General features: G+C 52.4%; 21 protein-coding genes and 1 pseudogene. 16 read left to right on the top strand and 6 right to left on the bottom strand.

From position 1 onward, the window contains the following. The 11 genes and pseudogenes from ACOBR2_RS01515 (at position 1) to glgP (ending at position 11,702) form a co-directional block, all read left to right on the top strand. Complete coding sequence (locus tag ACOBR2_RS01515) at positions 1-393, top strand: F0F1 ATP synthase subunit epsilon (RefSeq protein WP_420238316.1); 393 nt, start codon at positions 1-3, stop codon at positions 391-393. Then, entirely contained in the window at positions 383-718 is a 336-nt protein-coding gene (locus tag ACOBR2_RS01520) for an AtpZ/AtpI family protein (protein ID WP_420238317.1), read from the top strand. Before ACOBR2_RS01515 ends, ACOBR2_RS01520 begins: the two co-directional genes overlap by 11 nt. Continuing rightward, on the top strand, positions 711-1,019 hold the full coding sequence (locus tag ACOBR2_RS01525) for an ATP synthase subunit I (protein WP_420238318.1): 309 nt from the start codon (positions 711-713) through the stop codon (positions 1,017-1,019). The genes ACOBR2_RS01520 and ACOBR2_RS01525 overlap by 8 nt, the downstream gene beginning before the upstream one ends. After that, entirely contained in the window at positions 1,016-1,741 is a 726-nt protein-coding gene (locus ACOBR2_RS01530) for a F0F1 ATP synthase subunit A (protein WP_420238319.1), read from the top strand. Before ACOBR2_RS01525 ends, ACOBR2_RS01530 begins: the two co-directional genes overlap by 4 nt. Before the next feature lie 27 nt (positions 1,742-1,768). After that, complete coding sequence (locus ACOBR2_RS01535; RefSeq protein WP_420238320.1) at positions 1,769-2,050, top strand: F0F1 ATP synthase subunit C; 282 nt, start codon at positions 1,769-1,771, stop codon at positions 2,048-2,050. Between the two features lie 3 nt (positions 2,051-2,053). Beyond that, entirely contained in the window at positions 2,054-2,896 is an 843-nt protein-coding gene (locus tag ACOBR2_RS01540; protein WP_420238321.1) for a F0F1 ATP synthase subunit delta, read from the top strand. Continuing rightward, positions 2,893-4,458, top strand: a complete 1,566-nt coding sequence (locus ACOBR2_RS01545; RefSeq protein ID WP_420238322.1) for an alternate F1F0 ATPase, F1 subunit alpha — start codon at positions 2,893-2,895, stop codon at positions 4,456-4,458. The genes ACOBR2_RS01540 and ACOBR2_RS01545 overlap by 4 nt, the downstream gene beginning before the upstream one ends. Continuing rightward, positions 4,455-5,357, top strand: a complete 903-nt coding sequence (locus tag ACOBR2_RS01550; RefSeq protein ID WP_420238323.1) for a F0F1 ATP synthase subunit gamma — start codon at positions 4,455-4,457, stop codon at positions 5,355-5,357. The genes ACOBR2_RS01545 and ACOBR2_RS01550 overlap by 4 nt, the downstream gene beginning before the upstream one ends. A gap of 177 nt (positions 5,358-5,534) precedes the next feature. After that, a complete protein-coding gene (locus tag ACOBR2_RS01555) occupies positions 5,535-6,404 on the top strand; it encodes an ADP-polyphosphate phosphotransferase (RefSeq protein WP_420238324.1) in 870 nt (289 codons plus the stop codon). 94 nt (positions 6,405-6,498) lie between these two features. Further along, positions 6,499-9,090 (top strand): phosphoketolase, encoded by a 2,592-nt coding sequence (locus ACOBR2_RS01560; RefSeq protein ID WP_420238325.1) that lies wholly within the window; start codon positions 6,499-6,501, stop codon positions 9,088-9,090. A 152-nt stretch (positions 9,091-9,242) separates the two neighbouring features. Further along, a pseudogene (gene glgP / locus ACOBR2_RS01565) lies at positions 9,243-11,702 on the top strand (alpha-glucan family phosphorylase). 47 nt (positions 11,703-11,749) lie between these two features. On the opposite strand, the gene ACOBR2_RS01570 reads toward glgP, so the two are convergent. From ACOBR2_RS01570 to ACOBR2_RS01595, 6 genes are all read right to left on the bottom strand, one after another. Then, positions 11,750-12,373 carry an HAD-IA family hydrolase gene (locus tag ACOBR2_RS01570; RefSeq protein WP_420238326.1) on the bottom strand — a complete coding sequence of 208 codons (624 nt, stop codon included), beginning with the start codon at positions 12,371-12,373 and terminating at the stop codon, positions 11,750-11,752. Between the two features lie 67 nt (positions 12,374-12,440). After that, positions 12,441-13,547: a hypothetical protein gene (locus ACOBR2_RS01575; protein WP_420238327.1), complete on the bottom strand. Its 1,107-nt coding sequence runs from the start codon at positions 13,545-13,547 to the stop codon at positions 12,441-12,443. A gap of 34 nt (positions 13,548-13,581) precedes the next feature. Further along, the gene (locus tag ACOBR2_RS01580) at positions 13,582-14,331 is read right to left on the bottom strand and encodes an HAD-IIB family hydrolase (protein WP_420238328.1); all 750 of its coding nucleotides are present in this window, start codon (positions 14,329-14,331) and stop codon (positions 13,582-13,584) included. A 46-nt stretch (positions 14,332-14,377) separates the two neighbouring features. After that, positions 14,378-15,367: a type I phosphomannose isomerase catalytic subunit gene (locus tag ACOBR2_RS01585; protein ID WP_420238329.1), complete on the bottom strand. Its 990-nt coding sequence runs from the start codon at positions 15,365-15,367 to the stop codon at positions 14,378-14,380. Positions 15,368-15,400: 33 nt separating this feature from the next. Continuing rightward, on the bottom strand, positions 15,401-15,616 hold the full coding sequence (locus tag ACOBR2_RS01590; protein ID WP_420238330.1) for a hypothetical protein: 216 nt from the start codon (positions 15,614-15,616) through the stop codon (positions 15,401-15,403). Then, the gene (locus tag ACOBR2_RS01595; RefSeq protein ID WP_420238331.1) at positions 15,613-16,635 is read right to left on the bottom strand and encodes a class I fructose-bisphosphate aldolase; all 1,023 of its coding nucleotides are present in this window, start codon (positions 16,633-16,635) and stop codon (positions 15,613-15,615) included. The genes ACOBR2_RS01590 and ACOBR2_RS01595 overlap by 4 nt, the downstream gene beginning before the upstream one ends. A 734-nt stretch (positions 16,636-17,369) precedes the next feature. Between ACOBR2_RS01595 and ACOBR2_RS01600 the strand changes: the two genes are divergently transcribed. The 5 genes from ACOBR2_RS01600 (at position 17,370) to ACOBR2_RS01620 (ending at position 25,918) form a co-directional block, all read left to right on the top strand. Continuing rightward, on the top strand, positions 17,370-18,641 hold the full coding sequence (locus ACOBR2_RS01600; protein ID WP_420238332.1) for an HlyD family secretion protein: 1,272 nt from the start codon (positions 17,370-17,372) through the stop codon (positions 18,639-18,641). 20 nt (positions 18,642-18,661) lie between these two features. After that, positions 18,662-21,394: a ribosome-associated ATPase/putative transporter RbbA gene (gene rbbA / locus ACOBR2_RS01605; RefSeq protein WP_420238333.1), complete on the top strand. Its 2,733-nt coding sequence runs from the start codon at positions 18,662-18,664 to the stop codon at positions 21,392-21,394. Between the two features lie 4 nt (positions 21,395-21,398). Then, a complete protein-coding gene (locus ACOBR2_RS01610; RefSeq protein ID WP_420238334.1) occupies positions 21,399-22,526 on the top strand; it encodes an ABC-2 transporter permease in 1,128 nt (375 codons plus the stop codon). Next, positions 22,430-24,010 carry an efflux transporter outer membrane subunit gene (locus ACOBR2_RS01615; RefSeq protein ID WP_420238335.1) on the top strand — a complete coding sequence of 527 codons (1,581 nt, stop codon included), beginning with the start codon at positions 22,430-22,432 and terminating at the stop codon, positions 24,008-24,010. The genes ACOBR2_RS01610 and ACOBR2_RS01615 overlap by 97 nt, the downstream gene beginning before the upstream one ends. A gap of 570 nt (positions 24,011-24,580) precedes the next feature. After that, a complete protein-coding gene (locus ACOBR2_RS01620; RefSeq protein ID WP_420238336.1) occupies positions 24,581-25,918 on the top strand; it encodes a glycosyltransferase family 4 protein in 1,338 nt (445 codons plus the stop codon). Positions 25,919-25,937: the final 19 nt, after the last annotated feature.

Genomic DNA, 25,937 nt, shown 5'->3' on the forward strand with positions numbered 1-25,937 from the left:
ATGAATCTTAGAATCCTGCTCCCTTTTGGTGTCTTCACCGATAAAGCTGATGTGATGCGCATCGTCGCAGAGACGAGCGATGGGTCTTATGGCCTGCTGCCGAATCGACTCGACTGCGTTGCAGCACTTATGCCCGGAATTCTCAGTTACGAAGTGAAAGACAGGGCCACGGTCTATGTCGGGATCGATCAAGGTGTGCTGGTGAAGGCGGGCGCCAACGTGACTGTCTCTGTGCGTCGCGCGATTGGCGGGGCAGATCTGGGACAGCTTAAGGATGCAGTTGAGCGCGACTTTCTGAAGCTGAACGAACAGGAGCGCAATGTTCGAGCCGCGGTCGCGAAAATGGAAAGTGGTTTAATGGGACGTCTGGCGGAGTTTGTAAATGACCGATGAAAAAGAGCGCCATAACTTAACTTCGGACAGAGAATTTATCCAACAAGTCAGCGCAAAAGCTGCCCGTAAGCTGCGTGCGCAACGCAATGGCGAAAGCGTCTGGTTCGGTCTCGGCATGTCAGGGTTGATTGGTTGGTCGGTCGCAGTGCCAACCGTTGTTGGCGCAATGATAGGTCTGTGGTGGGACAACCATCATCCAGGGGGCCATTCATGGACACTCATGTTGCTGACCATTGGCCTTTGCGTGGGTTGCGCAAATGCATGGCATTGGGTGGATCAGGAGAACAAAGCGATCAAAGACGGTCAGGAGGACAAGCATGAATGAGATGTTGATTATGACTGGGAGTCTGCTCGCCGGTGTACTGCTTGGAACATTCTTTTTTGGCGGACTCTGGTGGACAATCCGCATGGGTCCTCCATCGGAATGGTCCGGCCTTGTCTTTGCCGGCAGTCTTCTACTGCGAATGGCCGTCGCCGTCACCGGGTTCTACCTTGTGTCTCACGGCAATTGGCGAAAACTGGTTTTCTGCTTGATTGGCTTCATCCTTGCGCGTATTGCCGTTACGCGGCTAATACGTCTCCCGTCCGCAAAATGCACCCGCATCCTGCAAGAAGGTGGACAATGATTGCTTCTAGCGTGCAACTCACCTCCGACCAGCAGATATTCTGGCAGTACGGTTTTGTCAAACTCAACGAAACTATCGTGACGACTTGGGCCATGATGATCGCAATGACATTGGGATCATTCTTGATTACGCGAAGGCTTGTCACCGGGCGAACCATCTCACGCTGGCAAAGCGCGCTTGAGATCATTGTGACCGGCATCGAGGGCCAAATCAAAGAGGTCGGTCTCAACGAGCCAAGAAAGTATCTCGCATTTTTAGGAACGCTCTTTCTGTTCATTGGAAGTTGCAGCGTGTGCATTGTCTTTCCAGGTTTTACGCCGCCGACAGGTTCACTCTCTACCACGGCAGCTCTCGCATTCTGCGTGTTCATTGCAGTACCACTGTTCGGAATCCGTGAACAAGGAATTGCCGACTATCTGAGAACTTACATCAAGCCGACCCCGATCATGCTGCCGTTCAACATCATCAGCGAGCTTTCGCGCACACTGGCCTTGGCCATTCGTCTCTTCGGCAACATGATGAGCGGAGTCATGATCGTCGGGATTCTTCTGACCATCACACCTTTTATCTTCCCCATCGTCATGACGTTACTTGGTCTGCTGACCGGTTCAGTACAGGCCTACATCTTCAGCATTCTCGCCGCGGTCTATATTGCCGCCGCTACAAGCGCAACCAAACCCAAGCCTGCTGTTGAGGCACAACCGGAGCCGAGTCACGCGTAATTGCTCCACCAAAAAGAGGGACTTTCTATGGATAGCGCGACCATCGTTGCAGTAGTATCCATCGCCACCGCCGGCATCACCACAGGCTTCGGTTGCATGGGGCCGGCGCTGGGTGAAGGCCGTTCCGTCGCCTCGGCCATGACATCGCTCGCGCAACAACCGGATGCCGCGCCCACTATTACTCGCACACTATTTGTGGGCTTGGCAATGATCGAGTCCACAGCCATTTATACCTTTGTCGTCTCTATGATCCTCATCTTCGCCAATCCATTCTGGAATCACTTTCTCTCGCAAACCGTGGGGAAATAGGCGATGCTCATTGACTGGTTCACTGTCGGAGCCCAGATTGTCAACTTCCTCATCCTGGTTTGGTTGTTGAAGCACTTTCTCTACAAACCTATTCTCGATGCCATCGACGCGCGGGAAAAGAACATTGCCGCTGAACTTGCCGACGCAGACACAAAGAGGTCTGAGGCCGAAAAGGAGCGCGCCGATTTTGAAAACAAGAACAAGACATTTGACCGACAGCGGAGCGCACTGCTCGGCAAAGCTACGGATGAAGCGAAGACTGAGCACGAGCGCCTTGTCGATCAAGCCAAAAAGGATGCAGATAGCTCGCGGGCTAGCCAGATGGACGCCCTGCGCAACGATCAAATTCGGTTGGGCAGTGAGATTACCCTTTTGGCCGAGAAAGAGGTCTTTGCCATCGCGCGAAAGACGCTCACGGACCTTGCCACAGTCAGCCTCGAAGAACGCGTTGGGGAGGTGTTCACGCGCCGCCTGTGGGAGTTGGATCCTAAGGCAAAAGAGCTATTAGGCGTGGCGCTCAAGAATTCATCGCAACCGGCTTTGGTTCGCAGTGCATTTGAACTGCCCGCTGACCAGAGAGCCGCAATTCAAAATGCCCTCAACGAAACATTCACAGCAGTAGTGCGGATCAAATTCGAAGAATCGCAGGACGCAGTCTGCGGCATCGAATTAACCGCCAACGGCCAAAAGGTTGCGTGGAGCATCTCGAACTATCTCACCGAGTTGAGCAAGAAACTCAATGACCTTGTAGACACACAATCCCCAGCGACCATCAATGCCACACCAAAGCCAGAGATTGCGAAAGTGGCCGAACCCGAACCTGCTGCACTTGTTGGAGCCAAATGACAACTTCAGCCAATATTTTGCAGCCGGTCATCGAACGCGCCTTTGCACGGCTGCAACAGGGGCGCGAGGAGTTCACGGCCAAACTGACTCCTCATGAAGTGGGCATCGTCACAAAAGTCTCCACGGGGATTGCGACATTCTCAGGTCTTCCCAGCGTTGGTTACGAAGAGATCGTGGCATTCCCCGACGGTCTGCTTGGCATTGCATTCAATCTGGATGAAGATGAGGTCGGAGTTATCCTGCTCGGCGACTACCAGAATCTGCACACTGGCGACGAGGTGCAGCGGACCGGCCGAGTGATGGACGTGCCTGTGGGTGACGGTCTTCTGGGCCGAGTGATTGATCCGTTGGGAAATCCGCTGGATGGCAAGGGTTCAATCGCTGCAGAGAAACGTCTTCCCGTTGAACGTCCCGCTGCACCAATCATGGATCGCGCCGCGGTCAGTGTGCCTTTGCAGACCGGCCTGAAAGCGGTTGACGCACTTGTCCCCATCGGTCGTGGACAACGTGAATTGATTCTCGGTGATCGGCAGACCGGCAAGACAGCCATCGCCATCGACACAATCCTCAACCAGCGTGGTCAGAATGTAGTGTGCGTTTACTGTGCGATTGGCCAACGGGCTGCTGCTGTTGCAAAAGTAGTGACCAACCTCGACAAGAAAGGTGCGATGGAATATACCGTTGTGGTTGTCGTAGAAGACAACAATGCGCCCGGCCTCGTTTATATCACGCCTTATGCCGCAACCAGCATTGCAGAGTATTTCATGGAAAAGGGACGCGATGTCCTGATTGTCTACGACGATCTCACACATCATGCCCGCGCCTATCGCGAACTATCGCTGTTGCTGCGCCGCCCTCCGGGACGTGAAGCTTTTCCCGGCGACATCTTCTATATTCATTCGCGAATGCTGGAACGCTCGACCCATCTCATCAAGGAACGAGGAGGTGGGTCTCTTACGGCGCTGCCTATCATTGAAACCGAGGCACAGGACATTTCTGCCTATATCCCAACCAACCTGATCTCCATCACCGACGGACAGATCTATCTTTCGCCCACTCTGTTTCAACTTGGAATCCTACCAGCAGTTGACGTTGGCAAGTCGGTTTCGCGTGTCGGCGGAGCGGCGCAGAGGGCTGCATATCGCACAGTTGCCGGCAGTCTCAAGCTTGCTTACTCACAGTTTGAAGAACTGGAAGCCTTCGCAAAATTTGGAACCCGACTTGATGAAGCGACTCAAAAAACGATTGACCACGGACAGCGTATTCGTGCCTGCCTCAAGCAATCCGAATCTCACCCCGTTTCCATGATTGAGCAGGTTGTGGTGCTATTGGCTTTGACCGCGGGGCTCTTCGATATACTGCCAATTGACAAAGTGAATGACGCCGAGCGTGCGCTCCAGAAAGCCGCAACTGATATTCCAGCGGATGTGGCGGAGCGGCTAACCTCAGATGATAAGTTCACCGATGACGATCGGAAGACGATCCTTGCAATCGCTCAACGTGCTTTGGCTTCGCTCCAGCCAGTTCCGGTGGCCCAACCTGCTAAGAAGCCTGCACCATGAGTGGAGCGATCGAAAGCCTGACGCGGAAGATCTCCGGAGCGGCTGATCTGGAAGCCGTCGTTCGTTCCATGAAGGCGATTGCCGCATCGAGCATAGGACAGTATCAAAAAGCAGTCCACTCGCTCGATGACTATGCAATCAAGGTGGAACTCGCCTTGACAGCGTGCCTGCGTCAAGCCGGACCTGGTTACGACACGACAGAAACAGGATCACAGAAGAAGCACGGAATTGGAGCCATCGTCTTTGGTTCGGACCAGGGTCTCGTAGGAAGGTTCAATGAGGTCGTCGTTGAATACGCCGTTAATACTCTCAAAGCTCTCCCCGGCACAATCACGAGGATATGGCCCCTCGGAGAACGCATCCACGCCCTTTTGGCCGATACTGAAATGCCGACTGCTGAAATCTTGTCCGTGCCTTGTTCTGTCAATGCCATTACTGAGCTAGTTGGACAGATTCTGATCGATGTCGAAGCGACTCGAGAGCGAGGCGAGGTAGTCGAGGTGTATTTATTTCACAACCACCCAAAATCTGGATCGGTCTACGAGCCCATAAGCAAGCGGCTACTGCCTTTGGATCTCGCCTGGCAGAAACAGCTTGCCGCTGCTCCATGGCCAACCAAGTTGCCTCCGGAAGTTATCCAAGGAGACAAGTCGCCGCTACGGGCGTTCATTCGCGAATACCTCTTTGTCCTGCTCTTTCAAGCCTGCGCTGAATCGCTTGCCAGCGAAAATGCCAGCCGCCTATCAGCGATGCAGCGGGCAGAGAAGAACATTGACGGTATCCTGGAAGACTTGAACCTCAAATTGCATCGCATCCGCCAAGAGTCGATTGACGAGGAACTCTCTGATGTTATATCGGGATACAAGGCCCTGACCGCTGTCCACCGGTTACGGCCTTGAACAAATTGTTACCACTGTTGTTTTAACGGGTCTTGAGCACAACTGCTCAGATTCATGGTCATTCTAAGGCGATACTGAGTCGGAGAGTCTTAACGGCTCGCGCGACTCTTTGCCCCGCTGCCAGGTTCCGAAATAAATTGTCTGCAGCCAATCAGAATTACAGGGAATGTGAACAACATGATGATCGATTCGAAGATCTACCACGTGCCGCCAGGCAAGAAGCTTAACCTGAGCGAATGGCCCACGGCGGTTCCAGCACTGACCAAGACGAAGAAGCACTATCAAAAGCTGCTTGAAGAGCATGTGAAGGATCTCAGCGCGTTACAGCAGCTTCACTATGCATCCAACCGCCATGCGCTTCTGCTTATCTTTCAGGGCATGGATGCTGCCGGCAAGGATGGCGCCATCCGGCACGTCATGTCCGGGGTCAATCCACAGGGATGCGAAGTTACAAGCTTCAAGCAACCGAGCGCCGAAGAACTGGAACATGATTTCCTCTGGCGCACTGTGTGCCATCTACCCCAGCGCGGTCATATCGGCATCTTCAGTCGTTCTTATTATGAGGAAGTACTCGTCGTTCGAGTTCATCCGGAGGAGCTCCGCAACGAAGGGCTTTCAAAGCAGCTACACGATGATAAGTCGAAATGGGATGACCGGTATCGCTCTATTGTGGACTTCGAGAAGCACCTTGACCGAAACAGCACGCGCATCGTCAAGATATTCTTGCACATCTCGAAAGATGAGCAGCGGAAGCGGTTCCTGGAGCGCATCGATGATCCAGAGAAGAACTGGAAGTTGAGTCTTGCAGATATTCATGAAAGAAAGTTTTGGAAAGACAACGCGAAGGCTTACGAAGAGTGCCTCAGCGCGACCAGCACACATCATGCTCCCTGGTATGTTGTTCCCGCTGACGATAAGAATGACGCCCGTCTGATTGTCTCTCAAATTGTCCTTGACGCACTGAATGGATTGAAACCTTCCTATCCAGCAACAACTGAAAAGCACCGGGCCGAGTTGCAATCAATTCGCAAGATGCTTGCCAAGTGAGGCCGTGCCTTATCACGGTTGAAGTTAAACAGTCTGAAATCCGGAAGCTGTTGCCAAGTTGGAAGCAGTTGCGGAGAACGAGAAAGGAAGTGCTATGATGGCCACCACAGAACTCCCCATTAACCTTGAAAAGGACGATACGCCGAAACCTTCCAGCAAGAACTTCGATCAGTTTGGCAATTCCTCCGGATTCATCTTTGACGTGAGTCTGTCAACCGCGATTGCAGCAGATGGAAGACTTGAAGCGAGAGCGCCGGTTCCAAAGGGCCCGCTCTCTTCTGAGATGCTTGACAAGATGAATCGCTATTGGCGTGCAGCGAACTACTTATGTATTGGCCAGATCTACTTATTTGATAATCCATTGCTTCGTTCGCCGCTAAAGGCAGAACAAATCAAGCCAAGGTTGCTCGGTCACTGGGGTACCTCGCCGGGACAGAACTTTATTTATATTCATTTGAACCGGCTGATCAAAGAGCATGATGCGGACATCATCTATATCTCTGGCCCAGGGCACGGCGGCCCTTCGCTCAATGCCTGCTCGTATCTGGAAGGCTCCTACACAGAGGTTCATCCCGAGATCACGCGCGATGAAGACGGCTTGCGGCTCATGTTTCGCAAGTTCTCCACACCGGGTGGCGTGCCCAGTCATTGCGGACCGCACGTTCCCAACTCTCTGCATGAGGGAGGTGAACTTGGCTACTCGCTGGTGCACGCTTTCGGTGCGGCCTTTGACAATCCGGACCTGATTGTCGCCTGCGTCATCGGGGATGGCGAGTCAGAGACCTGCCCGCTGGAGGGAAGCTGGAAGTCGGTCAACTTCGTCAATCCCGTACGCGACGGGGCGGTACTGCCGATTCTTCATCTCAACGGATATAAAATATCGGGGCCAACTGCTCAGGGACGCACCAGCGATGCAGACTTGACAGCCCTTTATGTGGGACGTGGTTACAAGCCATATTTCGTTGAAGGCGACGATCCCGAAGTTGTGCATCAACTCCTCGCTCAAACGCTTGAGGATTGTTATGCAGAGATTCGTGGAATTCAGCAGGAGGCTCGCAAGAACGGATTCAAAAAGCAGCCCGTCTGGCCTATGATTATCTTCCGTACACCGAAGGGATGGACCTGCCCCAAGGAAGTGGATGGCATTCCCATCGAGGGCACCTTCCGCGCACATCAGGTGCCTCTCGCAACAGTGCGTGAGAATCCCGAGCACCTTAAGATTCTTGAATCCTGGATGAAGAGTTATAAGGCTGATGAACTATTCGACAAAGACGGCAAGTTCATTGATGAACTCGCTGCGCTCTCGCCCGCGGGTAATCGACGTATGGGAGGCAATCCGCATGTGAATGGCGGAAGATCTCTGATCACGCTGGCCCTGCCCGACTTTACCGATTACGCGCTCGAAATACCGGGACCAGGACAAGTTCTTGCCGAAGCTCCGCGTAAACTAGGTGATTTTTTCCGCGACATCTTCAGAATGAACCTGACTAACTTCCGTATGTTCTGCCCCGATGAATCAAACTCCAATCGCTTGAACTCCATCTTCGAGGCCACCAAGCGCTGTTCGATGGCAGAGATTGTCTCGATCGACGATGAACTCGGCCCGGATGGCCGCGTCATGGAGGTGTTGAGCGAGCATCTCTGTCAGGGATGGCTTGAAGGCTATCTGCTTACGGGCCGTCATGGAATGTGGTCCTCTTATGAAGCCTTCGCGCAGGTGGTTGACTCTATGACCACTCAACACGCAAAGTGGCTGGAGCAATGCCGCGAGTACCCCTGGCGCAGGCCGCTCGCGTCTCTCAATGTCCTGCTTACAAGTCATGCATGGCGCAACGACCACAATGGCTTCAGCCATCAGGCGACCGGGTATGTTGACAATGCGCTGGCGCGGAGAAGTGAAGTCATTCGCGTGTACTATCCACCCGACTCCAACTGCCTGCTGAGCGTTTTCGACCACTGCCTTCGCAGTCGCGATTACGTGAATGTTGTCACCTGCGGCAAACAGCCACAGCTTCAGTGGTTGAACATGGACGAAGCTTTAGAGCACTGCTCAAAAGGCGCATCCACTTGGAAGTTTGCCACTAACGATGAAGGTGGCGAGCCGGATGTTGTGCTGGCCTGCGCCGGCGATGTGCCCACTATTGAGACCTGCGCGGCTTCGTGGCTGTTGCAGAAGCACGTCCCGGGCATCAAGGTGCGTGTCGTCAATGTTGTCGATCTGATGACGATGATGTTTCCGGACAAACACACGCACGGCATGGACGAAATGTCGTTCAACGCACTGTTCACTGAAGATGCGCCGGTGATCTTCGCCTTCCACAACAACCGTTGGCTTATTCACACATTGGTTCACGGACGCTCCAATGAAGCTCGCTTCCACGTGCATGGTTATATGGATCAAGGCACGACGACTACTCCATTCGACATGGTCGTGCTGAACGAGATGAGCCGCTTCCACCTTGCTCTGGATGCATTGAAGCACATTCCTCGTCTTCGTTTGCAAGCGGAGAATGCCATCAACTTCTTCAATCAAGAATTGCAACGCCACCACGACTATATCCGCGAGCACCTCGAAGATATGCCGGAAATCAGGAACTGGCAGTGGACGAAGGACTTCAGTGATTCCACCGTCCCAGCTCCGCTCGCCAAGGGGCATCCACAAAAGGCCATGTTCACGGATAGTTAAACTTCATCTTGTTAAAATCAACGCGGAGGCCGCTGTCGCCTATAAATTGCGATTGTGGCCTCCACTGATTTGATCCGGCGTACAGGAGACAATATTTGAACGATCCGAAGGCACCATCTGAATGGTTCGCGGTTGATGGAGTTGACACGCTGATGGAGTTGGCGCTAAATCTCCACTGGTCCTGGAATCACGCTGCCGATGAGTTATGGGAAAAGCTTGACAAGGATCTCTGGGAAACTACGCAAAACCCGTGGGTCATTTTGCGAACAGTCTCCCATGAAAAGATCAAGGCTGCATTGGACGATGTGGAGTTTCGCCGCAAGCTCAACAATCTACTTCAGCGCAATCGTGATTCCTATCGTGATGACGCATGGTTCCAGCACAAGCATTCAAATACAAAACTCACGACAGTCGCCTACTTCAGCATGGAGTTCATGCTAACCGAAGCATTACCAATCTATTCGGGCGGCTTGGGGAACGTTGCCGGCGACCAGATGAAGGCCACCAGCGACCTGGGTGTTCCAGTCATTGGAGTTGGGCTGCTCTATGGTCAGGGATATTTTCGTCAGGACTTCGATTCGGAGGGCCGCCAGCAGGCACTTTATCCGGTCAATGATCCGGGCCAGTTGCCCATCCGACCTCTGCGACAAGGGAACGGTGAGTGGCTGCGGTTACAGATTCACCTGTCGGGAGCAATGATCTGGCTTCGCTGCTGGGAAGTTTCGGTTGGAAGAACGAAGCTGTACTTGCTCGATACAAACGACTTTGCAAACACGGCCGCACATCGAGGAATCACCAGTGAACTTTATGGTGGTGATGCGGAGATGCGGTTGAAGCAGGAAATCATTCTCGGAATTGGCGGATGGCGCTTGCTGCGCGCGCTTGATCTGGAACCTGAAGTCTGCCATCTCAATGAAGGCCATGCAGCGTTTGCGGTGCTTGAACGAGCGCGCTTCTATATGGAAGATCACAAGAAGCCGTTTGATCTCGCCCTGGCCGTTACGCGGGCTGGAAATGTCTTCACGACACATACGGCAGTTGCAGCAGGATTCGATCGCTTCGAACCGCAACTGATCCGGCAGTATCTCGATCACTATGCGCAGGATGAACTGCATATTTCACTGGATGAATTGCTGAAGATGGGCAGACAGAATTCTGCTGACAATACAGAACCTTTCAATATGGCTTATCTCGCTCTTCGAAGCAGCGGTCGTGTGAATGGAGTGAGCAAATTGCACGGCGAAGTGAGCCGACATATATTCCAGCCGCTCTTTCCGAACTGGCCTCAGGCAGAAGTGCCGATTGGCTCAGTAACCAATGGCATCCATGTGCCAACCTGGGATTCGGTTCAGGCCGATACTCTATGGACCACAACCTGTGGTAAAAAACGTTGGTGCGAAGATCGCGCAGTTGAAGATGACATCCGTCGCTTATCCGATGAGCAGATCTGGAAGATGCGATCCACGGAGCGAAAGACGTTGATTGATCGGTTGCGGAAACGCTACGCCCGCCAGCTCGCTTCAGAAGGCGGAGACCCATCAAATGCGACTCATATCTTCGATGAAAATACACTGACTCTTGGTTTTGCGCGGCGCTTTGCCACCTATAAGCGTCCTGATCTTCTCCTGCTGGATTCAGAGCGGTTGGTTCGCGTACTCACAGACCCTCAAAGGGCAGTTCAACTGATTCTGGCCGGCAAAGCACACCCACAGGATTTACCCGGACAGGCATTGATTAAAAAGTGGAAGGATTTTATCAGGCGTCTGGAAGTTCGTTAGAGAGTCATCTTTCTAACCGACTATGACATGATGCTGGCGCAGCACATGGTTCACGGTGTCGATTTATGGATCAATACACCGCGACGCCCTTGGGAGGCTTGCGGAACCAGTGGGATGAAGGTTCTCGTGAATGGCGGTTTGAACTTATCGGAGTTGGACGGATGGTGGGCTGAGGCTTACTCCCCCGAAGTGGGATGGGCCATCGGTGACGGCAAAGAGCATGGAGACGATCCTGCCTGGGATCGCACAGAAGCTGAAGCTCTATATGCAGCATTAGAGAACGAAGCCATTCCAGAGTTTTATGAGCGGAATGAAAACTGCCTTCCACTGAAATGGTTAGCGCGAGTTCGCGAGAGTATGGCGCGTCTGACCCCAGAATTCTCAGCAACACGCTCAATTCGCGAGTATACGGAAGATTATTATCTTCCAGCCGCGTCGGGCTATTGTGAGCGTGCTGCGGATGACAACGCGCTTGGCGCAAATCTGCTTCATTGGCAGCAGGAGATCGATAGGCATTGGAGCACAGTGCGATTTGGCTCAGTGGAAATAGAGACGCATGGCGGCCAGCATTATTTTCAAGTCGGAGTTTTCCTGGGACCCCTCACACAGAATCAACTGCAAGTAGAACTCTACGCAGACTCCGTTCAGGGAGGTAAACCTGCTCGCGAAGTGATGGTCGCCGCCACAGCCCACGCGGATTCACAAGATACGATCGTCTATTCGGCCCATGTGTCAGCAGCGCGCCCAGCGAGCGACTATACCGTGCGCATCATTCCCCACCATCCCAATGCTTTTGTGCCGCTTGAGGCAGGTCAGATCAGTTGGCAACGTTGACGACCAAACTCGAATTCATGAAGCGAGCCAGAAGAATTATGAATCACTCATCTCGCATTCAGACCGATTGCGGATAGCTTTGTGCACGTAGTTTTGTAGTCCCTATGGAGAATACCCTGAATACCAAGGCTTTTTGCGATCTGAACAAACATCGGTGTATTGTCGATATAGATCGAGTTCTCAGGCCGCACCTGAGCCAAGTCCAGAGCAAGCTTGAAAATTGCCACGTCGGGTTTGCGCAGGCGAACGAAGCTTGAAGATACAAAGCAATCCGACAGTTTGTCCAAGCCGAACTTGTTGCTTCGAAATGCATTCAGTTCACGAGATTCATTGCTTACAAACACAATCTTCAACCCAAGATTCTGCTTGAGATTCGTAACTAATTCAATCATCTTCGGGAAGGGCTTTGACTGCGCAAACATGAACTGCCGAAACTGATCGTGAGTGAAACATCGCTTTTTATGGAAGACAACCAGATTCAAATATTCTTCGAGAGTTAGTCTTCCCATTTCGAAGACCTCAAAGGTCAGGTGATGACGATCCTCCATCTCAGCCCACTCTAGTCTGAAGTGCTTCACAGCCCGCTTGCGAGCCAGATGATCCCAGCCATCTGTGAGAAGAACATCACCAACATCTACAAATGCGCAGGTGATCTTGGTTGCTTTCTTCATCAACTTTCCTTTCGTCGTTCAATCAGGCGGTGTGATTCTGGAAACTCATTCCGCAGCCACCAGAGGTCTAAACCTTTGCCTCAGGCGCATCAGCGAAAGATTCTGACGGAACTGTCTCAGGCAAGTCAAGGCGCGCAACACCTATCCGGTTGTCTGCCATTCCGTAGTAGACGTCGAAGCGATCTGGAGTTCCAAGATCGTCGCGCCGGTCGATGCCTGTTGGAAAGACAACATTGGCGACGGTCCCGTCGCGTTCCTCGGGAAGCAGTGGCGTCAATACCGGCTGAAGCGAGCGATAGCGAATGACTCGCGGATGCAGCTTTGAAAGCACCATCACTCCCGCCGAATAGCACAACGGATGACCACTACCGACTCTCGGCACCTCGCACACGCCGTGGTACACAATTAGCCAACCATGCCTGGTCAGAATGGGCGGTGTCCCCGCGCCGATCTTAAGCCGCTCCCAGGGTGACACCGGAGTCGCAAGCCTGTGATGAGAAGTAAACCTACCCGGGTGGTCCGCAACACCGCCCTTCAAGGCCGATGTGCAATATGAAATCCAGATACTCTCCCGGTCAAGATCCACATCACGCACTCCAACGTGGCGCGCGGTCTCCTTTGGCTGTGTGCCTGCAAATAGAGGCCTGTGGAGCATACCCAATTCCAGTCTTCCCGTCGAGTTAGGAATTGCAACGGGAAATAGGCTTGCATCCTTGTCGTCCACGTTCGCCAAATCAACGCCGTGCCAATGAGCATAAGTTGCGAGTCCCAACCGCGTCCAGTGGAAGAGATCCTTGGATTCAGCCATCGCAATTCTCGGCCCCAGCTGCGAGAACGCCGTGTACGTCATGATGTAGCGATTGAGCGGTTCAACAAAGGTGACGCGGGGATCCTCGCAACCACCGCTGCCATCGAGCCGATGCTCATAATCAGCTTCAGGCTCTAATGCGACACCAAGTCGCTCCACGCCAGACGGATTGCCGACTTCATTAAAACGCACACGAACTATCCCGATGCGCGAATAGTTTCCCTTCGCAACCAGCCGCGGAAAGAGATATAGTTCGCCATCAGTTCCGCGTACGGCCCCAGGGTTGAGGACCCCTTCCACTTCATGCGGATTACCGGATTCTGGCTCCATGATCATGCCCAGGCGTTGCAACTTGAAGCTGCTCATCGAATCTCCTCGCCCGATTTCTCCATTGCCAGAGTCACTTGTTGCCAAGGCAAGCAAGGATCGTCTTGATGACCACGTTGGTATCGTCAGGCCCATTTACAGGGATCGACACGACACCGGCTTGTTCAGCAGGATAATCGTTCCCGCCTGTAAACAATGCATCCCCGACATAAACCATCTCTTTCAATGAAAGCTGGAGAGTGTCTCGTAACTTACCTATGCCATAAGCTTTGTCAATGCCCGGTTTGGTTACATCAATTGAGGTTGCACCGCCCAGACGAATTGAAAACTCTGGGATAAGAGTCTCCAGGATGGCTGCAATCTTCTTGCGCTTGGCAAAGTCAGTATCCCACTTTTCTTTCTCTGCCAAAGGTGCTTGCTGACCCAGTGCGGAATACGTCACCTGGCTTCCCCGGTCCTCGATCACTTCTCCCCACAACGGTCTAGGACAATAACCTGCCCCTTTCGCTGCCTTATCCAGAGAATCGAAAATCTTCTTTTTCTGCTCAGCTGTAAGATCCTCTGAGTAAAGTTCTGTCCACTTGCCGTCGAATTGAAAGAATTTTGTTCCGCAGGTTGGTAGCAGAGACAGATTTGCACAGAGACTATCTTTGGGCAAATCGGCAAGAAGCTGCTTTTCAAACTGCGCCCAAGCTCCTCCAGAGATAACTGCCACTTTGATGATCCCAAGGAGGTCACGCAACAGTTCTGCAGTTTCTGGGGCGAGCGATGACTTGCTAGGTGCGAGGGTTCCGTCCAGATCAAACACAATGAGCTTTTTCATCCGTCTCCCAGTCTGCGATTCAGTTGCATAATGATTCTCAGCACCATCAAGGGATCGCGATGTCCAGCAGAGTTATCTCTCCTTGGGGTTGAAAGACGCACCTTCCAATCTCCGCCGGCAAGAGCCAAACATCTCCCTTCCCAACCGCGTAAGGATTGCCATCGCACACGATCTGGCCTGAACCCGCAATGCAAGCCAACACGTGCGGCTCCGCCGTTACTCCAACTGGGAACGGATCATGGCCAAGCAATCTCCATAATTGGAATGCATCACAATCGAAGAGTCTCTCGCGCTCAACAGGGACGGTGGTCTCTACGCGGGCCGCGACCAGACAACTATCGCTTGCGTCGAAATTGATGCAGGTAAATGCCTGATCAACTTGTAGCGGCCGCGGTTCTTTGGTCTTCGGGTCAATATGGCCCCAATCGTAAAGTCGAAATGTCACATCGCTATTTTGTTGCACCTCAAAAACCACGACATCATTGCCCAGCGTGTGAACGGTTCCTGCAGGGATGAATACTGCATCTCCGGGCTCCGGAACGATGCTCACGAGGCAATCCGCAATGGAGTCATCTTTGAGAGAATGCCGCAGTTTACTGGCAGTTGTTCCCGGTTTCAGACCAGCATAGATATGGCTTGCCTTTTCAGCTTCGATAACCACCCACGCTTCGATCTTTGCCGCATCGCCACCCGGAGTCAGTTCAGAGCGATGATCGCTGGGATGCACTTGCACAGAGAGCATCTCGTGCGCATCCAGAAACTTGAGCAGAAGTGGGAAGCGCCTGAAGCGTGAAGACAGTTTGCCCATCATCTGCTCCTGATACTGCTCTATGACTCGTCCAAGTGTCTGGCCTTTTAGTGATCCATTCGCAACCACACTTTGATGGTCGGTGCGATCACTCAGCACCCACGCTTCACCGATAGGTCCATCGCCTGGAAGCGGCGTGGAGAGTAATTGTCCCAAGCGCCGACCGCCCCATAACCGATATTGATAGATCGGGTCGAAGCGAAGAGGATACAACTGTCTCAGAGGCATTTGTGCCGCCGTCTGTCTATCTTCATAGAACTCTCAATTCACGGCACTTGCTGGTATTGCAGGCTGCCGATGACCATTTGGAACCCACGCCAGATCGCCACTCAGAACATAGATAGCGAGCGCGCCAGCCATAAAGACGGCACCTACCCAGAACTTCCAGTCGCGATGCATACGTCGCCAATACGGGCCAGGATCCGGTTCACCATTGTCGCTGCTGTTTCCTTCAGGATTGTGCTTGCTTCCGGTCATTGCTTCTCCATATCCGATGAATATTCACCATTGCGTGCGGCCATGTTGCAGTGGGTGCGATGATACAAAGCCTTCTGTGCCGCCCACACGTTTGTTTCCTCTCCGTGCCATATCTCCAATGCCGGCTGCTGTATGGCGCGGGCAAACGAAAATGCCAGCGCCCAGGGAAGCCGCGATTTGAATCTAACATTCATTGCGTTCAAATGAGTAGATGCCAACTCTACGGATTGTCCGCCGGAAAGAAATGCAACGGCAGGAACAGCTGCGGGGACTGCTCGCAGCAGGCATGAGACAGTTGCCTCGGCAACTTCCTCTATCTCCGCTTGCTTGCTGCAATCCGCCCCCGGCAGAACCATGTTTGGCTTTAGAATGATTCCTTCCAGCAAAACCCTCTGCGCAACCAGTGCATTAAAGACTGTTCGCAGTACTTCCTCTGTGACCTTGCGGCAATGCTCCAGCGTATGATCGCCACCCATCAGAACCTCCGGCTCAACAATAGGAACCAGACCCGCCTCCTGACAAAGCGCTGCATAGCGGGCGAGCGCATGAGCATTGGCATCCACGCAACCCAAGCTGGGAATTCCTCGGCCAATCGCGATGACCGCACGCCATTTAGCAAAGCGCGCGCCCATCTGAGAATATTCCGCCAGGCGTTCTCGCAATCCATCCAGTCCCTCGGTGACTGTTTCTCCTGGATGCCCAGCCAACTCTTTTGCTCCTATATCGACCTTGATCCCAGGAATGATTCCCGCATTAATCAGGACTTTGATAAAGGGCGTGCCGTCGCTCTGCTCTTGACGGATCGTTTCGTCGTATAGGATTGCTCCACTGATGCACTCACTGAGTCCAGGAGTGCGGATAATCATCTCCCGATAATCGCGCCGCATTGCAACGGTCTGCGGAATCCCAAGCTTGGCAAATCGCTTGTTGCAGGTTCCGTTGCTCTCATCCATGGCAAGCAGACCCTTGCTGTCAGCAAAAAGAATATTTGCGGTGTCTCTCAGCGTTTGCGTATTCATTTGAACTTGCTCGTTTCTCGTTCCATTTCACGTATCTTGGGCGTACCTCTGAAAAGCATTTCGTCAGCAAGGAATATTATGGCGGAATTGTTACGCGCAGTTTCAGCCAGATATCGCGAGGCCACCATCTGTACTATCAAAGAGAACGCAACGGAGAGTCCGGTCAATTATGACCAGAAGGCTTGGCTGAGCCGAGCTGTGGGAATTGCGCATACAGAGGTTTTAAGACTGAGATTAGCGAAGTGTTCACTATTGAGCAGATTGGGTCTTGCTAACTGCGCCAGTCTTATCTTAGATCGTTCAGGAAACAGTCATATGCAATATCCAACGCATGTTTGAGGTGAGCCAGATGGAAGAGACTCGATGCAGAGTGGCGACATCTGCAACCGAAGATTGTCGTTGCAAAAACCTTCTCGATAGTGGAATCACAGAGTCTCAAGACCCCAGGTACAAGAGCCTCCACCGTCAAGTAGGGTTCGAGATAGAAGACCCTCGGTTCAATCCTGCTGTGATGAATATGGAAGACCCGCGGTGCAGTGGAATTTCCTCGATGTGGTAATTGAAGCGATAAATGCCAGTTATGAAATTCAGCACATCTAGAAGATGCTCTGCAAAGGCGCAAGCATAACGACGTGCGATCTCTTCCATTGACTGGCCGACAAGGTACTTGAGGCTTCCCACCCTTTTCCAGTCCTATCAAAACCACATGGACAGGAATTCCCGTAGCAGACATAGTGCTTGAAGATGCCCGGCTGTCGCCAACTGACAGGCACGAATACCGCAAGGATGGCGCAATGGTCACTGCAACAACCAGCAAAGACGCAACCAAGCAAATGTCCCCCAAGAATGTACCCGGAGATCAGAAAACGAGGGAGGGTCAGGATCCCGCGCGGGTAAAAACCGGTACGACTAACTATTTCAACGTTAGAGACAAGGTACGCCGGTATCTCAAACCTGCCATCGGTACAGCTATACTCGCGATCATCGCCCTTGCTACCTATTTCATCTGGCAGCATTATCGGGCGAAAGGACTGGGAGCAGGTTTTGCCAGCGGGAACGGTCGCATTGAAGCTGTCGAGCTGGATATTGCAGCAAAGGCTCCGGGGCGTATCAGTGAAATGTACGCGGATGAAGGCGACGTGGTTATCGCCGGGCAGGTCGTAGCCAGAATGGACACGCCGGTACTCCATGCACAACTGAGGCAGGCTCAGGCTGAGGAGTTTCAGGCCCGCAATGCAACGAACACGGCCATGGCAATGGTTGCACAGCATGAGAGCGAACAGTCCGCAGAGGCTGCGATGGTCACGCAACGCGAGGCTGAGTTAGCCGTGGCCGAAAAGACTGAGGAACGGACCCATATCTTGTCTGGACAACACGCCGCCTCTATTCAGGAACTCGACGAAGAGATGGCGCGCCGACAAGAGGCTACCGCAGCAGTTGTCGCTGCAAAGGCGCAACTACAAGCATTCCAATCCACAATCAAAGCTGCCAACTATCAGGTTCTTGGAGCGCAGTCGAATGTTGCTGCAATACAGGCATCCGAAAGCCAGATTCAAGCACAAATTGATGACACTGTATTGAAAGCGGTACGAAGTGGAAGGGTTCAATACCGCATTGCTCAGCCCGGTGAAGTTGTCGGAGACGGCGGCAAAGTACTCAGCATGATCGATCTGAGCGATGTGACGATAACGTTCTTCCTTCCGGAATTGTCTGCTGGACGGGTGTCCATTGGGTCCGAGGTTCATATCGTTCTTGATGCAACTCCCGACGATGTGATTCCGGCAACAGTAACTTTTGTTGAGAGTGTTGCACAATTCACGCCTAAGTCTGTGGAGACCCAGAGTGAACGGGAAAAGCTGGTATTTCGAGTGAAAGCAAGAATAAGTCCCGAAATCCTGCATAAGCGTGCCTCGCAAATCAAGTCAGGTGTGCCGGGAATGGCTTACGTTCGTCTTGATCCTACCTTGGCCTGGCCCACTAAATTGGCTGTAAGGTCCCAGCAGTGACTGGCCCTTCAGTCTCAGTTGTGCGCTTGCAGAATGCAGCCCACTCCTATGGTGCAACGGTCGCAGTCGACAATGTAAGTCTGGATATTCCTGTAGGAAAGATGGTTGGTTTTATCGGCCCTGACGGCACGGGAAAGTCTACCCTTCTGGGCCTCATATCCGGTGCTGTAAAGATACAAAAGGGAACAATCGAAGTTCTTGGCGGCTATATGGCAGATCGCTCTCATCGCGAGCGCGTGTGTCCTCGCATTGCTTATATGCCGCAAGGTCTTGGCAGGAATCTATATCCAACGCTTTCCGTCGAAGAAAACATCGATTTCTTTGGGCGACTCTTTGGGCTGACCGGCCGAGAGCGTGAAAAGCACATAGACGAATTACTTGCGGCCACCGGACTTGCTGCATTCCGCGATCGTCCAGTCGGAATGCTCTCCGGTGGAATGAAACAGAAACTGGGCATCTGCTGCTCACTGATTCACGATCCCGATCTTCTGATTCTCGATGAACCAACAACTGGAGTTGATCCACTTTCCCGGCGGCAGTTTTGGGATTTGATCAAAAACATACGCGAACGCCGCTCTGGGATGAGTGTGATCATCGCAACGGCCTACATGGAAGAGGCTGAAGGATTCGACTGGCTCATTGCCATGAATGCCGGAGATGTACTGGCGACTGGATCGGCGCATGAGCTAAAAGAGAAAACTGGCCAGAAGACGCTCGAAGCCGCATTCATCCAATTTCTGCCTGAAGATCAGCGCAAGGGACATCGTGAGCTAGTTATTCCTCCACGTAAGCCAGATGCGCAGGTCGTTATCGAAGCCCGCGGTCTGACCAAGAAGTTCGGCAAGTTCATGGCCGTTGACCATGTAACTCTAAGTGTAAGTCGCGGAGAGATATTCGGCTTTCTTGGTTCGAACGGTTGCGGAAAATCCACGACCATGAAGATGCTCACCGGTCTATTGCAGGCCTCTGAAGGTCAGGCGCTTCTCTTTGGCAAGCCTGTCAGCGCCGGAGATCTTGAAACCCGCCGTCATGTTGGCTATATGTCGCAAGCCTTCTCTCTGTATACGGAACTCACCGTTCGTCAGAATCTACTCCTTCACGCACAGCTCTATGCTGTGCCAGAAGCTGAAATCGATGCACGTGTGGAAGAGCTGACACAACGATTCGGGCTTGAAGCGGTGCTGAATCAATTGCCGGATGAACTGCCGCTGGGCATTCGCCAGCGCTTATCCCTGGCCGTTGCTGTGATCCATCGCCCCTCTATGCTGATCCTCGACGAACCAACCTCCGGTGTGGATCCAATCGCACGGGATATCTTCTGGGAATTGATGCTTGGTCTCTCCCGCAATGATGGGGTGACCATCTTCATCTCTACCCACTTTATGGACGAGGCCGCGCGCTGCGACCGCATCTCGCTGATGAATGCCGGCAAAATCCTGACCACGGGCGAACCGGCTGCGTTGGTGGCGTCCCGCGGACTCGGCACGCTCGAAGCAACTTTTATTGACTATCTCGAAAAAGCCCAAACCCCAACGGAAAAAGCCAACTCTCCCATCGCCATTTCTGCGAACGCGAACAATCCGGCTCAGCTTCCTAGCGATCCTCTGAAACAATCGCAGAGAAATCCCGTATTCAGCCTGCAACGATTATTGACCTATGCGTATCGCGAAATGATTGAACTTCGCCGCGATCCTATCCGCCTCGCGCTCGCTCTGGGCGGAACTGTCTTGCTGATGATTGTCATTGGCTATGGAATCAGTCTCGACGTGAACAACGTCTCCTACGCCATCCTCGACCGCGACCAGAGTGCGGCCAGCCAGGACTATGCGCTCAATCTTTCAGGCTCCCCTTACTTCATCGAAAAGCCCGCCATCACGGACTATGACGATCTTGATCGGCGCATTCGCGATGGCGAACTTACATTCGCTGTTGAGATACCTCCAAACTACGGTCAGGATCTCCATCGCAACGCGCGACCGGCCATCGGGCTATGGGTGGACGGCGCCATGCCACAGCGTGCGGAAACGGTGCTGGGCTACGTGCAATCGATGCACTACATATACCTCATCAATCTTGCCACACACCGCCTGGGAGTGAACGCCAGACCGATTTTCAACCTAGAGACTCGCTTCCTGTATAACCCGAACGTGTCTAGTGTCACCGCCATGGTGCCAGCGGTCATTCCACTACTGCTCATCTTTATCCCCGCCATCCTCACTGCTCTTGGTGTCGTGCGCGAAAAAGAACTCGGCTCCATTCTTAATCTCTATGTAACACCGGTAACCAAGATCGAGTTCTTGATCGGCAAGCAGTTACCCTACATTGCAGTCGGAATGGCGAACTTCGCACTCATGATCCTGTTGGCAATTTTTCTTTTTAAGGTACCTATCTCCGGCAACGTTCTTGCACTGGCAACAGGAGCACTGCTCTACGTCATTTGCGCAACCGGACTCGGCCTGCTTATGTCCACGTTTATGGATAGCCAGATTGCCGCCATCTTTGGAACTGCAATTGGTACGGTCCTCCCCGCCCTACAATTCTCCGGTCTCCTCAATCCCGTTTCCTCCTTGTCAGGCGCAGGCGCGGTGATAGGGCGTCTCTATCCCACCACATACTTCCTTGCCATCGCGCGAGGTGCGTTTTCCAAAGGCATTGGATTCTCGGAACTTTCCACCTCATTTGTCGTTCTGCTCGCAATGATTCCCTTATTGACCATTTTCAGCATTCTATTGCTCAAGAAGCAAGGAGCGTGATCGCATGACGACTCTCATGAACATCTTCCACCTCGGCATCAAGGAATTTCGCAGCTTGTACCGCGATCCGGCGATGCTCATCCTCATTGCATTCGCCTTCTCATTCGATATCTATATTGCAGCCAAAGGCCAGCCAGAAACATTGCAAAGCGCCCCCGTTGCGATTGTCGACGAAGATCGAACGCCTATGTCAATGCGCATTGCAGATAGCCTCTACCCTCCCTATTTCATGCCGCCGGTCATCACCTCACAAGACAACGCCAATAAAGGTATAAACCGGGGAACTTACAGCTTCACACTCGACATACCGCCAAACTTCCAGCGCGATGTGTTGGCCGGTCGAGAACCTGCTATGCAACTCAATGTCGATGCCACTCTGGTCAGCGAAGCCTACATCGGCTCCGTCTATATGCAAAGCATCATTGATGGTGATGTGAGCGATCTCGCGCAGGGATACAGCGCAGCTACACCTCTCCCCGTCGATCTCGATGCGCGTATGCTCTACAATCCCAATCTGATTCAGGCCTGGTATGCAGGCGTCATGGAACTCATTAACAACGTCACCATGCTCTCCATCATTCTTTCCGGAGCGGCGCTGGTGCGCGAGCGCGAGCACGGAACCATTGAACATCTGCTCGTCATGCCGCTCACGCCCTTTGAGATTGTTGCCTCTAAGGTGTGGTCAATGGGTGTTGTGGTCATGATAGCCGCAGTCTTCGGACTTGAAATTGTTGTACGTGGATTTATCGGCGTCAACATCTCCGGCTCCGTACTTCTTTTTCTTTTCGGCTTGTTGATCACTCTCTTCGCTACTACATCCATGGGAATACTCATGGGGACCATCTCTCGCTCCATGCCTCAATTCGGACTTCTTGTCATTCTTGTGCTGCTTCCTTTGGAAGTGCTCTCGGGGTCACTCACACCACAGGCAAGCATGCCCATCCTGGTTCAGAAGATCATGCTTCTGGCACCCACTTCTCACTTCGTCACCATGGCCCAGGCTATTCTCTATCGAGGTGCGGGACTGAGCATCGTATGGCCGCAGTTCCTGGCAATTTTTGGCATCGGTTCTCTATTTTTTTTCGCAGCATTAATAAGCTTTCGACGATCGATTGGCACGGTTCAACCATGAAACAGGCGTATCCAGTTGTCCTGACCCTCAAACATATTCGATGTGCATTACAAAGGATGAGTATGAATCGACTTATACTTCTGGGAAGCACGCTCACGACGGTCGGTTTTCTCTCTGGCTGCATGGTGGGTCCACACTATCAGCGGCTATCCGTAACTGCTCCGCCTGTCTTCCGTGATGCCGCGCCAGCATATGCGCCCGCAGAGAATGTCACGAAGGATTTGGCCCCATCGTTGGGCGATCTGAAATGGTCGGAAGTCTTCAAGGATGAAAAACTGAAGGCGCTCATCGCCGAAGCCCTGACCAACAATTTCGATCTGCAAATTGCCGCAAGGCGAGTGATCGAGCAGCAGGCACGGGTCGGCATCGCGCGGTCGCAGTCTTTGCCTTCAGTCAGCGGAGGCGCGGCCTACAGCACTATCGGAATCCCGACAGACGCACTGAGCGCAGGCTACCCTTCCACTTTTAATGGAGGCGGGATAACCGCAGACGCCGCATGGAACCTAGATTTCTGGGGGCTCTATCGCCGCCAAACCGAAGCTGCGCGTGCCGAGCTTCTGACCACAGAGTGGGGACGCCGGGCGACATTGAGCACTGTCGTCATCAATGTCACAACCTCCTATATTCAGCTGCTAACTCTGGATGCAGAGTTGGAGATCATACGAAATACTCTGGACGCGCAGCAAGAATCTCTTCGCCTCATTTCGCTACGTGAAAACGTCGGGTCGGCAACAATGACCAATGTTCATCAAGCCCAGCAGCTTCTCGATGGCACAAAAGCAGCGATGCCCGGACTCGAAATCCAAATACATCAGGAGGAAAACAACATCAGTCTCCTGCTTGGCCGCGCCCCCGGTCCTATTTCGCGGGGAGCGGAAGCGCTTCTGCTGGCTGACCCTCAAGAGGTTCCCCCTGGCATACCGTCACAATTATTAGAGCGTCGACCCGATATTCAGGCAGCGGAGGCGAAGATGATTGCAGCCAATGCTCGCATCGGCGTGGCGAGAGCACAGTTCTTTCCGCAAGTGAGCATTACGGGTATGGGAGGAACGGCGACCAGCCAATTCGATAAACTCTTCAATACAGATAGCCGCTTTTGGTTTGGAGCAGTCAGCGTAACCCAGCCCCTGTTCGTCGGCGGTAAATTGAAGAGCAATCTGCACCTGGCCGAGGAGACTCAGAAGGAGACGGCGATTGCTTATCGGCAAACGATTGCTGCTGCCTTCAAAGACGTTTCGAATGCCCTGATCGCCTGTCACAATTCAAGAGAGATCCGCGTGGCACAAGAGGACAAGACTAGAGAGGCCAGAGATGTCCGCAATTTGGCTCTGAATCGTTATAACAATGGACGAACGAGTTATCTGGAGGTTCTTGCAAGCGATATGACTCTTTATTCCGAGGAAATGTCTCAAGCAAAATTCCGCCAACAAGAGACGCTTTCATTGGTTCAGCTTTACAGCGCGCTTGGCGGCGGATGGAAATAGCGTGCGAGCGCATTCAAGTCGTTAGTACGCCATCTCTCCACTAAGCAATCACTTGGCATATAGCACATTTGTGAAAGGCGAGTTCGACGTTCATTTGTGACCATACACTTGCGACGTGCTTTACAGATGATGGAAGTGAAAGGCATTTGTCTCCGATTACGAAGAAAATGGGACGGCTTCTAAAAATCACTCTGATCGAAAACACGTTCGTGAGTCAGATATACAAAGTCATTGTGCGATTGTGACCATTCTTTAATATGCGTGCTACTTGATGATTTCAACTGTAAAGAGGCAAGTATCTGAGTAGGATGCCAACACTTTGTTGGCGTTCGATGTGAGCCACACCGAGCATTTATCTGGATCGGCGAACGAGATAGAAGCACTTGGAGCAATTGCCTTTCGTTCTTCCGATGGAGTAGTTTCCTGGCTCAACAGGTTGAAGATTCAAATTGGGTCATCAGTTGCCGGGAATATGAGTACTTGCTTTCATTCGGCTCCGATGTGAACTTTTTGTTTTCTTCCACACTCATGGGTCTTGTTTGACCCAGGACATAACCCAAGGAGGCAGCAATGGCCGCGTCAAATATATTTGCCAGCTCTGCACCAAGCGCTCTATTGCAACGCGAAGCACAACTTCCCGTATTCGGAAGGAATTCTGCATTGTCCATGGAGCGAAGCTCCAACCGATCGAATCCCAAAAAGATAGCGGTAATAGGAAACCATCTTCCTCGTCAGTGTGGGATTGCAACATTCACAAATGATCTGTGTAATGCGATTGCCTCTGAGTATAAGTCCTCTGAATTATCGGTTGTGGCCGTCAACGACCCATTATCGCCATATGCTTACCCTTCCAGAGTGCTATTTGAGATAACAGAGGGCGACATTTCATCCTATCGCGCAGCCGCCAACTTTCTTAACTCTAAAGATGTTGATGTTGTTTGTTTGCAGCATGAGTACGGAATTTATGGAGGGAAGGCAGGCAGCCATATTCTGGAACTGCTCAAGCATCTCAAAATGCCCGTTGTGACAACACTACATACGGTTCTTCGTGAGCCGGATGCAGATCAACGAAGCGTCCTCCAGGAAATCGCCACACGATCCGAGCGGCTTGTTGTGATGAGCGAGCATTCTTCTCAGTTTCTTCAGGACATCTTTGAAGTTTCTGAAAACAAGATCGACCTGATTCCCCATGGCATTCCGGACTTGCCCACTGCAACGCAGAACAATCACATGATCGTCCATGAGGACACAAAGAAAACTGTGTTGCTCACATTTGGCCTGTTGTCTCCCAATAAGGGATTTGAAAGTATGATTCATGCAATGCCGAGAATATTGTCGCAGCATCGCGATGTCGTCTACATCATCGCAGGTGCCACTCATCCTCATGTCCGGCTTTGCGAAGGCGATCAATACAGGTTTCAGTTGCAAGATCTGGCAAAGAAACTTGGAGTCGAAAAGAATGTGATCTTCTATAACCGCTTTGTCAGCCCTCAAGAGATGGCTTCGCTGGTGACCTCAGCCGACATTTACATTACGCCCTATCGATACGAAGCACAGGCTGTTTCCGGAACACTTGCATACGCCATGGGTGCCGGGAAGGCAATCATCTCGACCCCGTACTGGTACGCAACAGAACTTCTGGCTGATGGGCGTGGAACACTGGTTCTCTTTGACAACTCTGGTGCCTTGGCAGGAGCGACGATAGGACTTCTGGACAACGATATCGCTCGGGAGGCTATGAGCAGACGCGCTTACTATTATTCACGGCGTATGGTTTGGAATCGAGTTGCACAGTCTTATATGAGGACCCTTGTCCGTGCTCGCGCCAATTGCATTCAACCTGCTCGCCTGGGGTTTTCTGTACAACCTTTCGAAGTCAGCAATATACACCAAATTGTGAGCGCCTGAGTATTCATGCTCTTTTTGT

The organism is Telmatobacter bradus (genome assembly GCF_048629425.1).
Classification (GTDB): domain Bacteria; phylum Acidobacteriota; class Terriglobia; order Terriglobales; family Acidobacteriaceae; genus Telmatobacter; species Telmatobacter bradus.

Coding starts and splice junctions, on each gene's coding strand:
- ACOBR2_RS01515 (WP_420238316.1), top strand. CDS start 1: ATGAATCTTAGAATCCTGCTCCCTTTTGGTGTCTTCACCGATAAAGCT.
- ACOBR2_RS01520 (WP_420238317.1), top strand. CDS start 383: ATGACCGATGAAAAAGAGCGCCATAACTTAACTTCGGACAGAGAATTT.
- ACOBR2_RS01525 (WP_420238318.1), top strand. CDS start 711: ATGAATGAGATGTTGATTATGACTGGGAGTCTGCTCGCCGGTGTACTG.
- ACOBR2_RS01530 (WP_420238319.1), top strand. CDS start 1,016: ATGATTGCTTCTAGCGTGCAACTCACCTCCGACCAGCAGATATTCTGG.
- ACOBR2_RS01535 (WP_420238320.1), top strand. CDS start 1,769: ATGGATAGCGCGACCATCGTTGCAGTAGTATCCATCGCCACCGCCGGC.
- ACOBR2_RS01540 (WP_420238321.1), top strand. CDS start 2,054: ATGCTCATTGACTGGTTCACTGTCGGAGCCCAGATTGTCAACTTCCTC.
- ACOBR2_RS01545 (WP_420238322.1), top strand. CDS start 2,893: ATGACAACTTCAGCCAATATTTTGCAGCCGGTCATCGAACGCGCCTTT.
- ACOBR2_RS01550 (WP_420238323.1), top strand. CDS start 4,455: ATGAGTGGAGCGATCGAAAGCCTGACGCGGAAGATCTCCGGAGCGGCT.
- ACOBR2_RS01555 (WP_420238324.1), top strand. CDS start 5,535: ATGATGATCGATTCGAAGATCTACCACGTGCCGCCAGGCAAGAAGCTT.
- ACOBR2_RS01560 (WP_420238325.1), top strand. CDS start 6,499: ATGATGGCCACCACAGAACTCCCCATTAACCTTGAAAAGGACGATACG.
- ACOBR2_RS01570 (WP_420238326.1), bottom strand. CDS start 12,373: ATGAAGAAAGCAACCAAGATCACCTGCGCATTTGTAGATGTTGGTGAT.
- ACOBR2_RS01575 (WP_420238327.1), bottom strand. CDS start 13,547: ATGAGCAGCTTCAAGTTGCAACGCCTGGGCATGATCATGGAGCCAGAA.
- ACOBR2_RS01580 (WP_420238328.1), bottom strand. CDS start 14,331: ATGAAAAAGCTCATTGTGTTTGATCTGGACGGAACCCTCGCACCTAGC.
- ACOBR2_RS01585 (WP_420238329.1), bottom strand. CDS start 15,367: ATGCCTCTGAGACAGTTGTATCCTCTTCGCTTCGACCCGATCTATCAA.
- ACOBR2_RS01590 (WP_420238330.1), bottom strand. CDS start 15,616: ATGACCGGAAGCAAGCACAATCCTGAAGGAAACAGCAGCGACAATGGT.
- ACOBR2_RS01595 (WP_420238331.1), bottom strand. CDS start 16,635: ATGAATACGCAAACGCTGAGAGACACCGCAAATATTCTTTTTGCTGAC.
- ACOBR2_RS01610 (WP_420238334.1), top strand. CDS start 21,399: ATGACGACTCTCATGAACATCTTCCACCTCGGCATCAAGGAATTTCGC.
- ACOBR2_RS01615 (WP_420238335.1), top strand. CDS start 22,430: ATGGCCGCAGTTCCTGGCAATTTTTGGCATCGGTTCTCTATTTTTTTT.
- ACOBR2_RS01620 (WP_420238336.1), top strand. CDS start 24,581: ATGGCCGCGTCAAATATATTTGCCAGCTCTGCACCAAGCGCTCTATTG.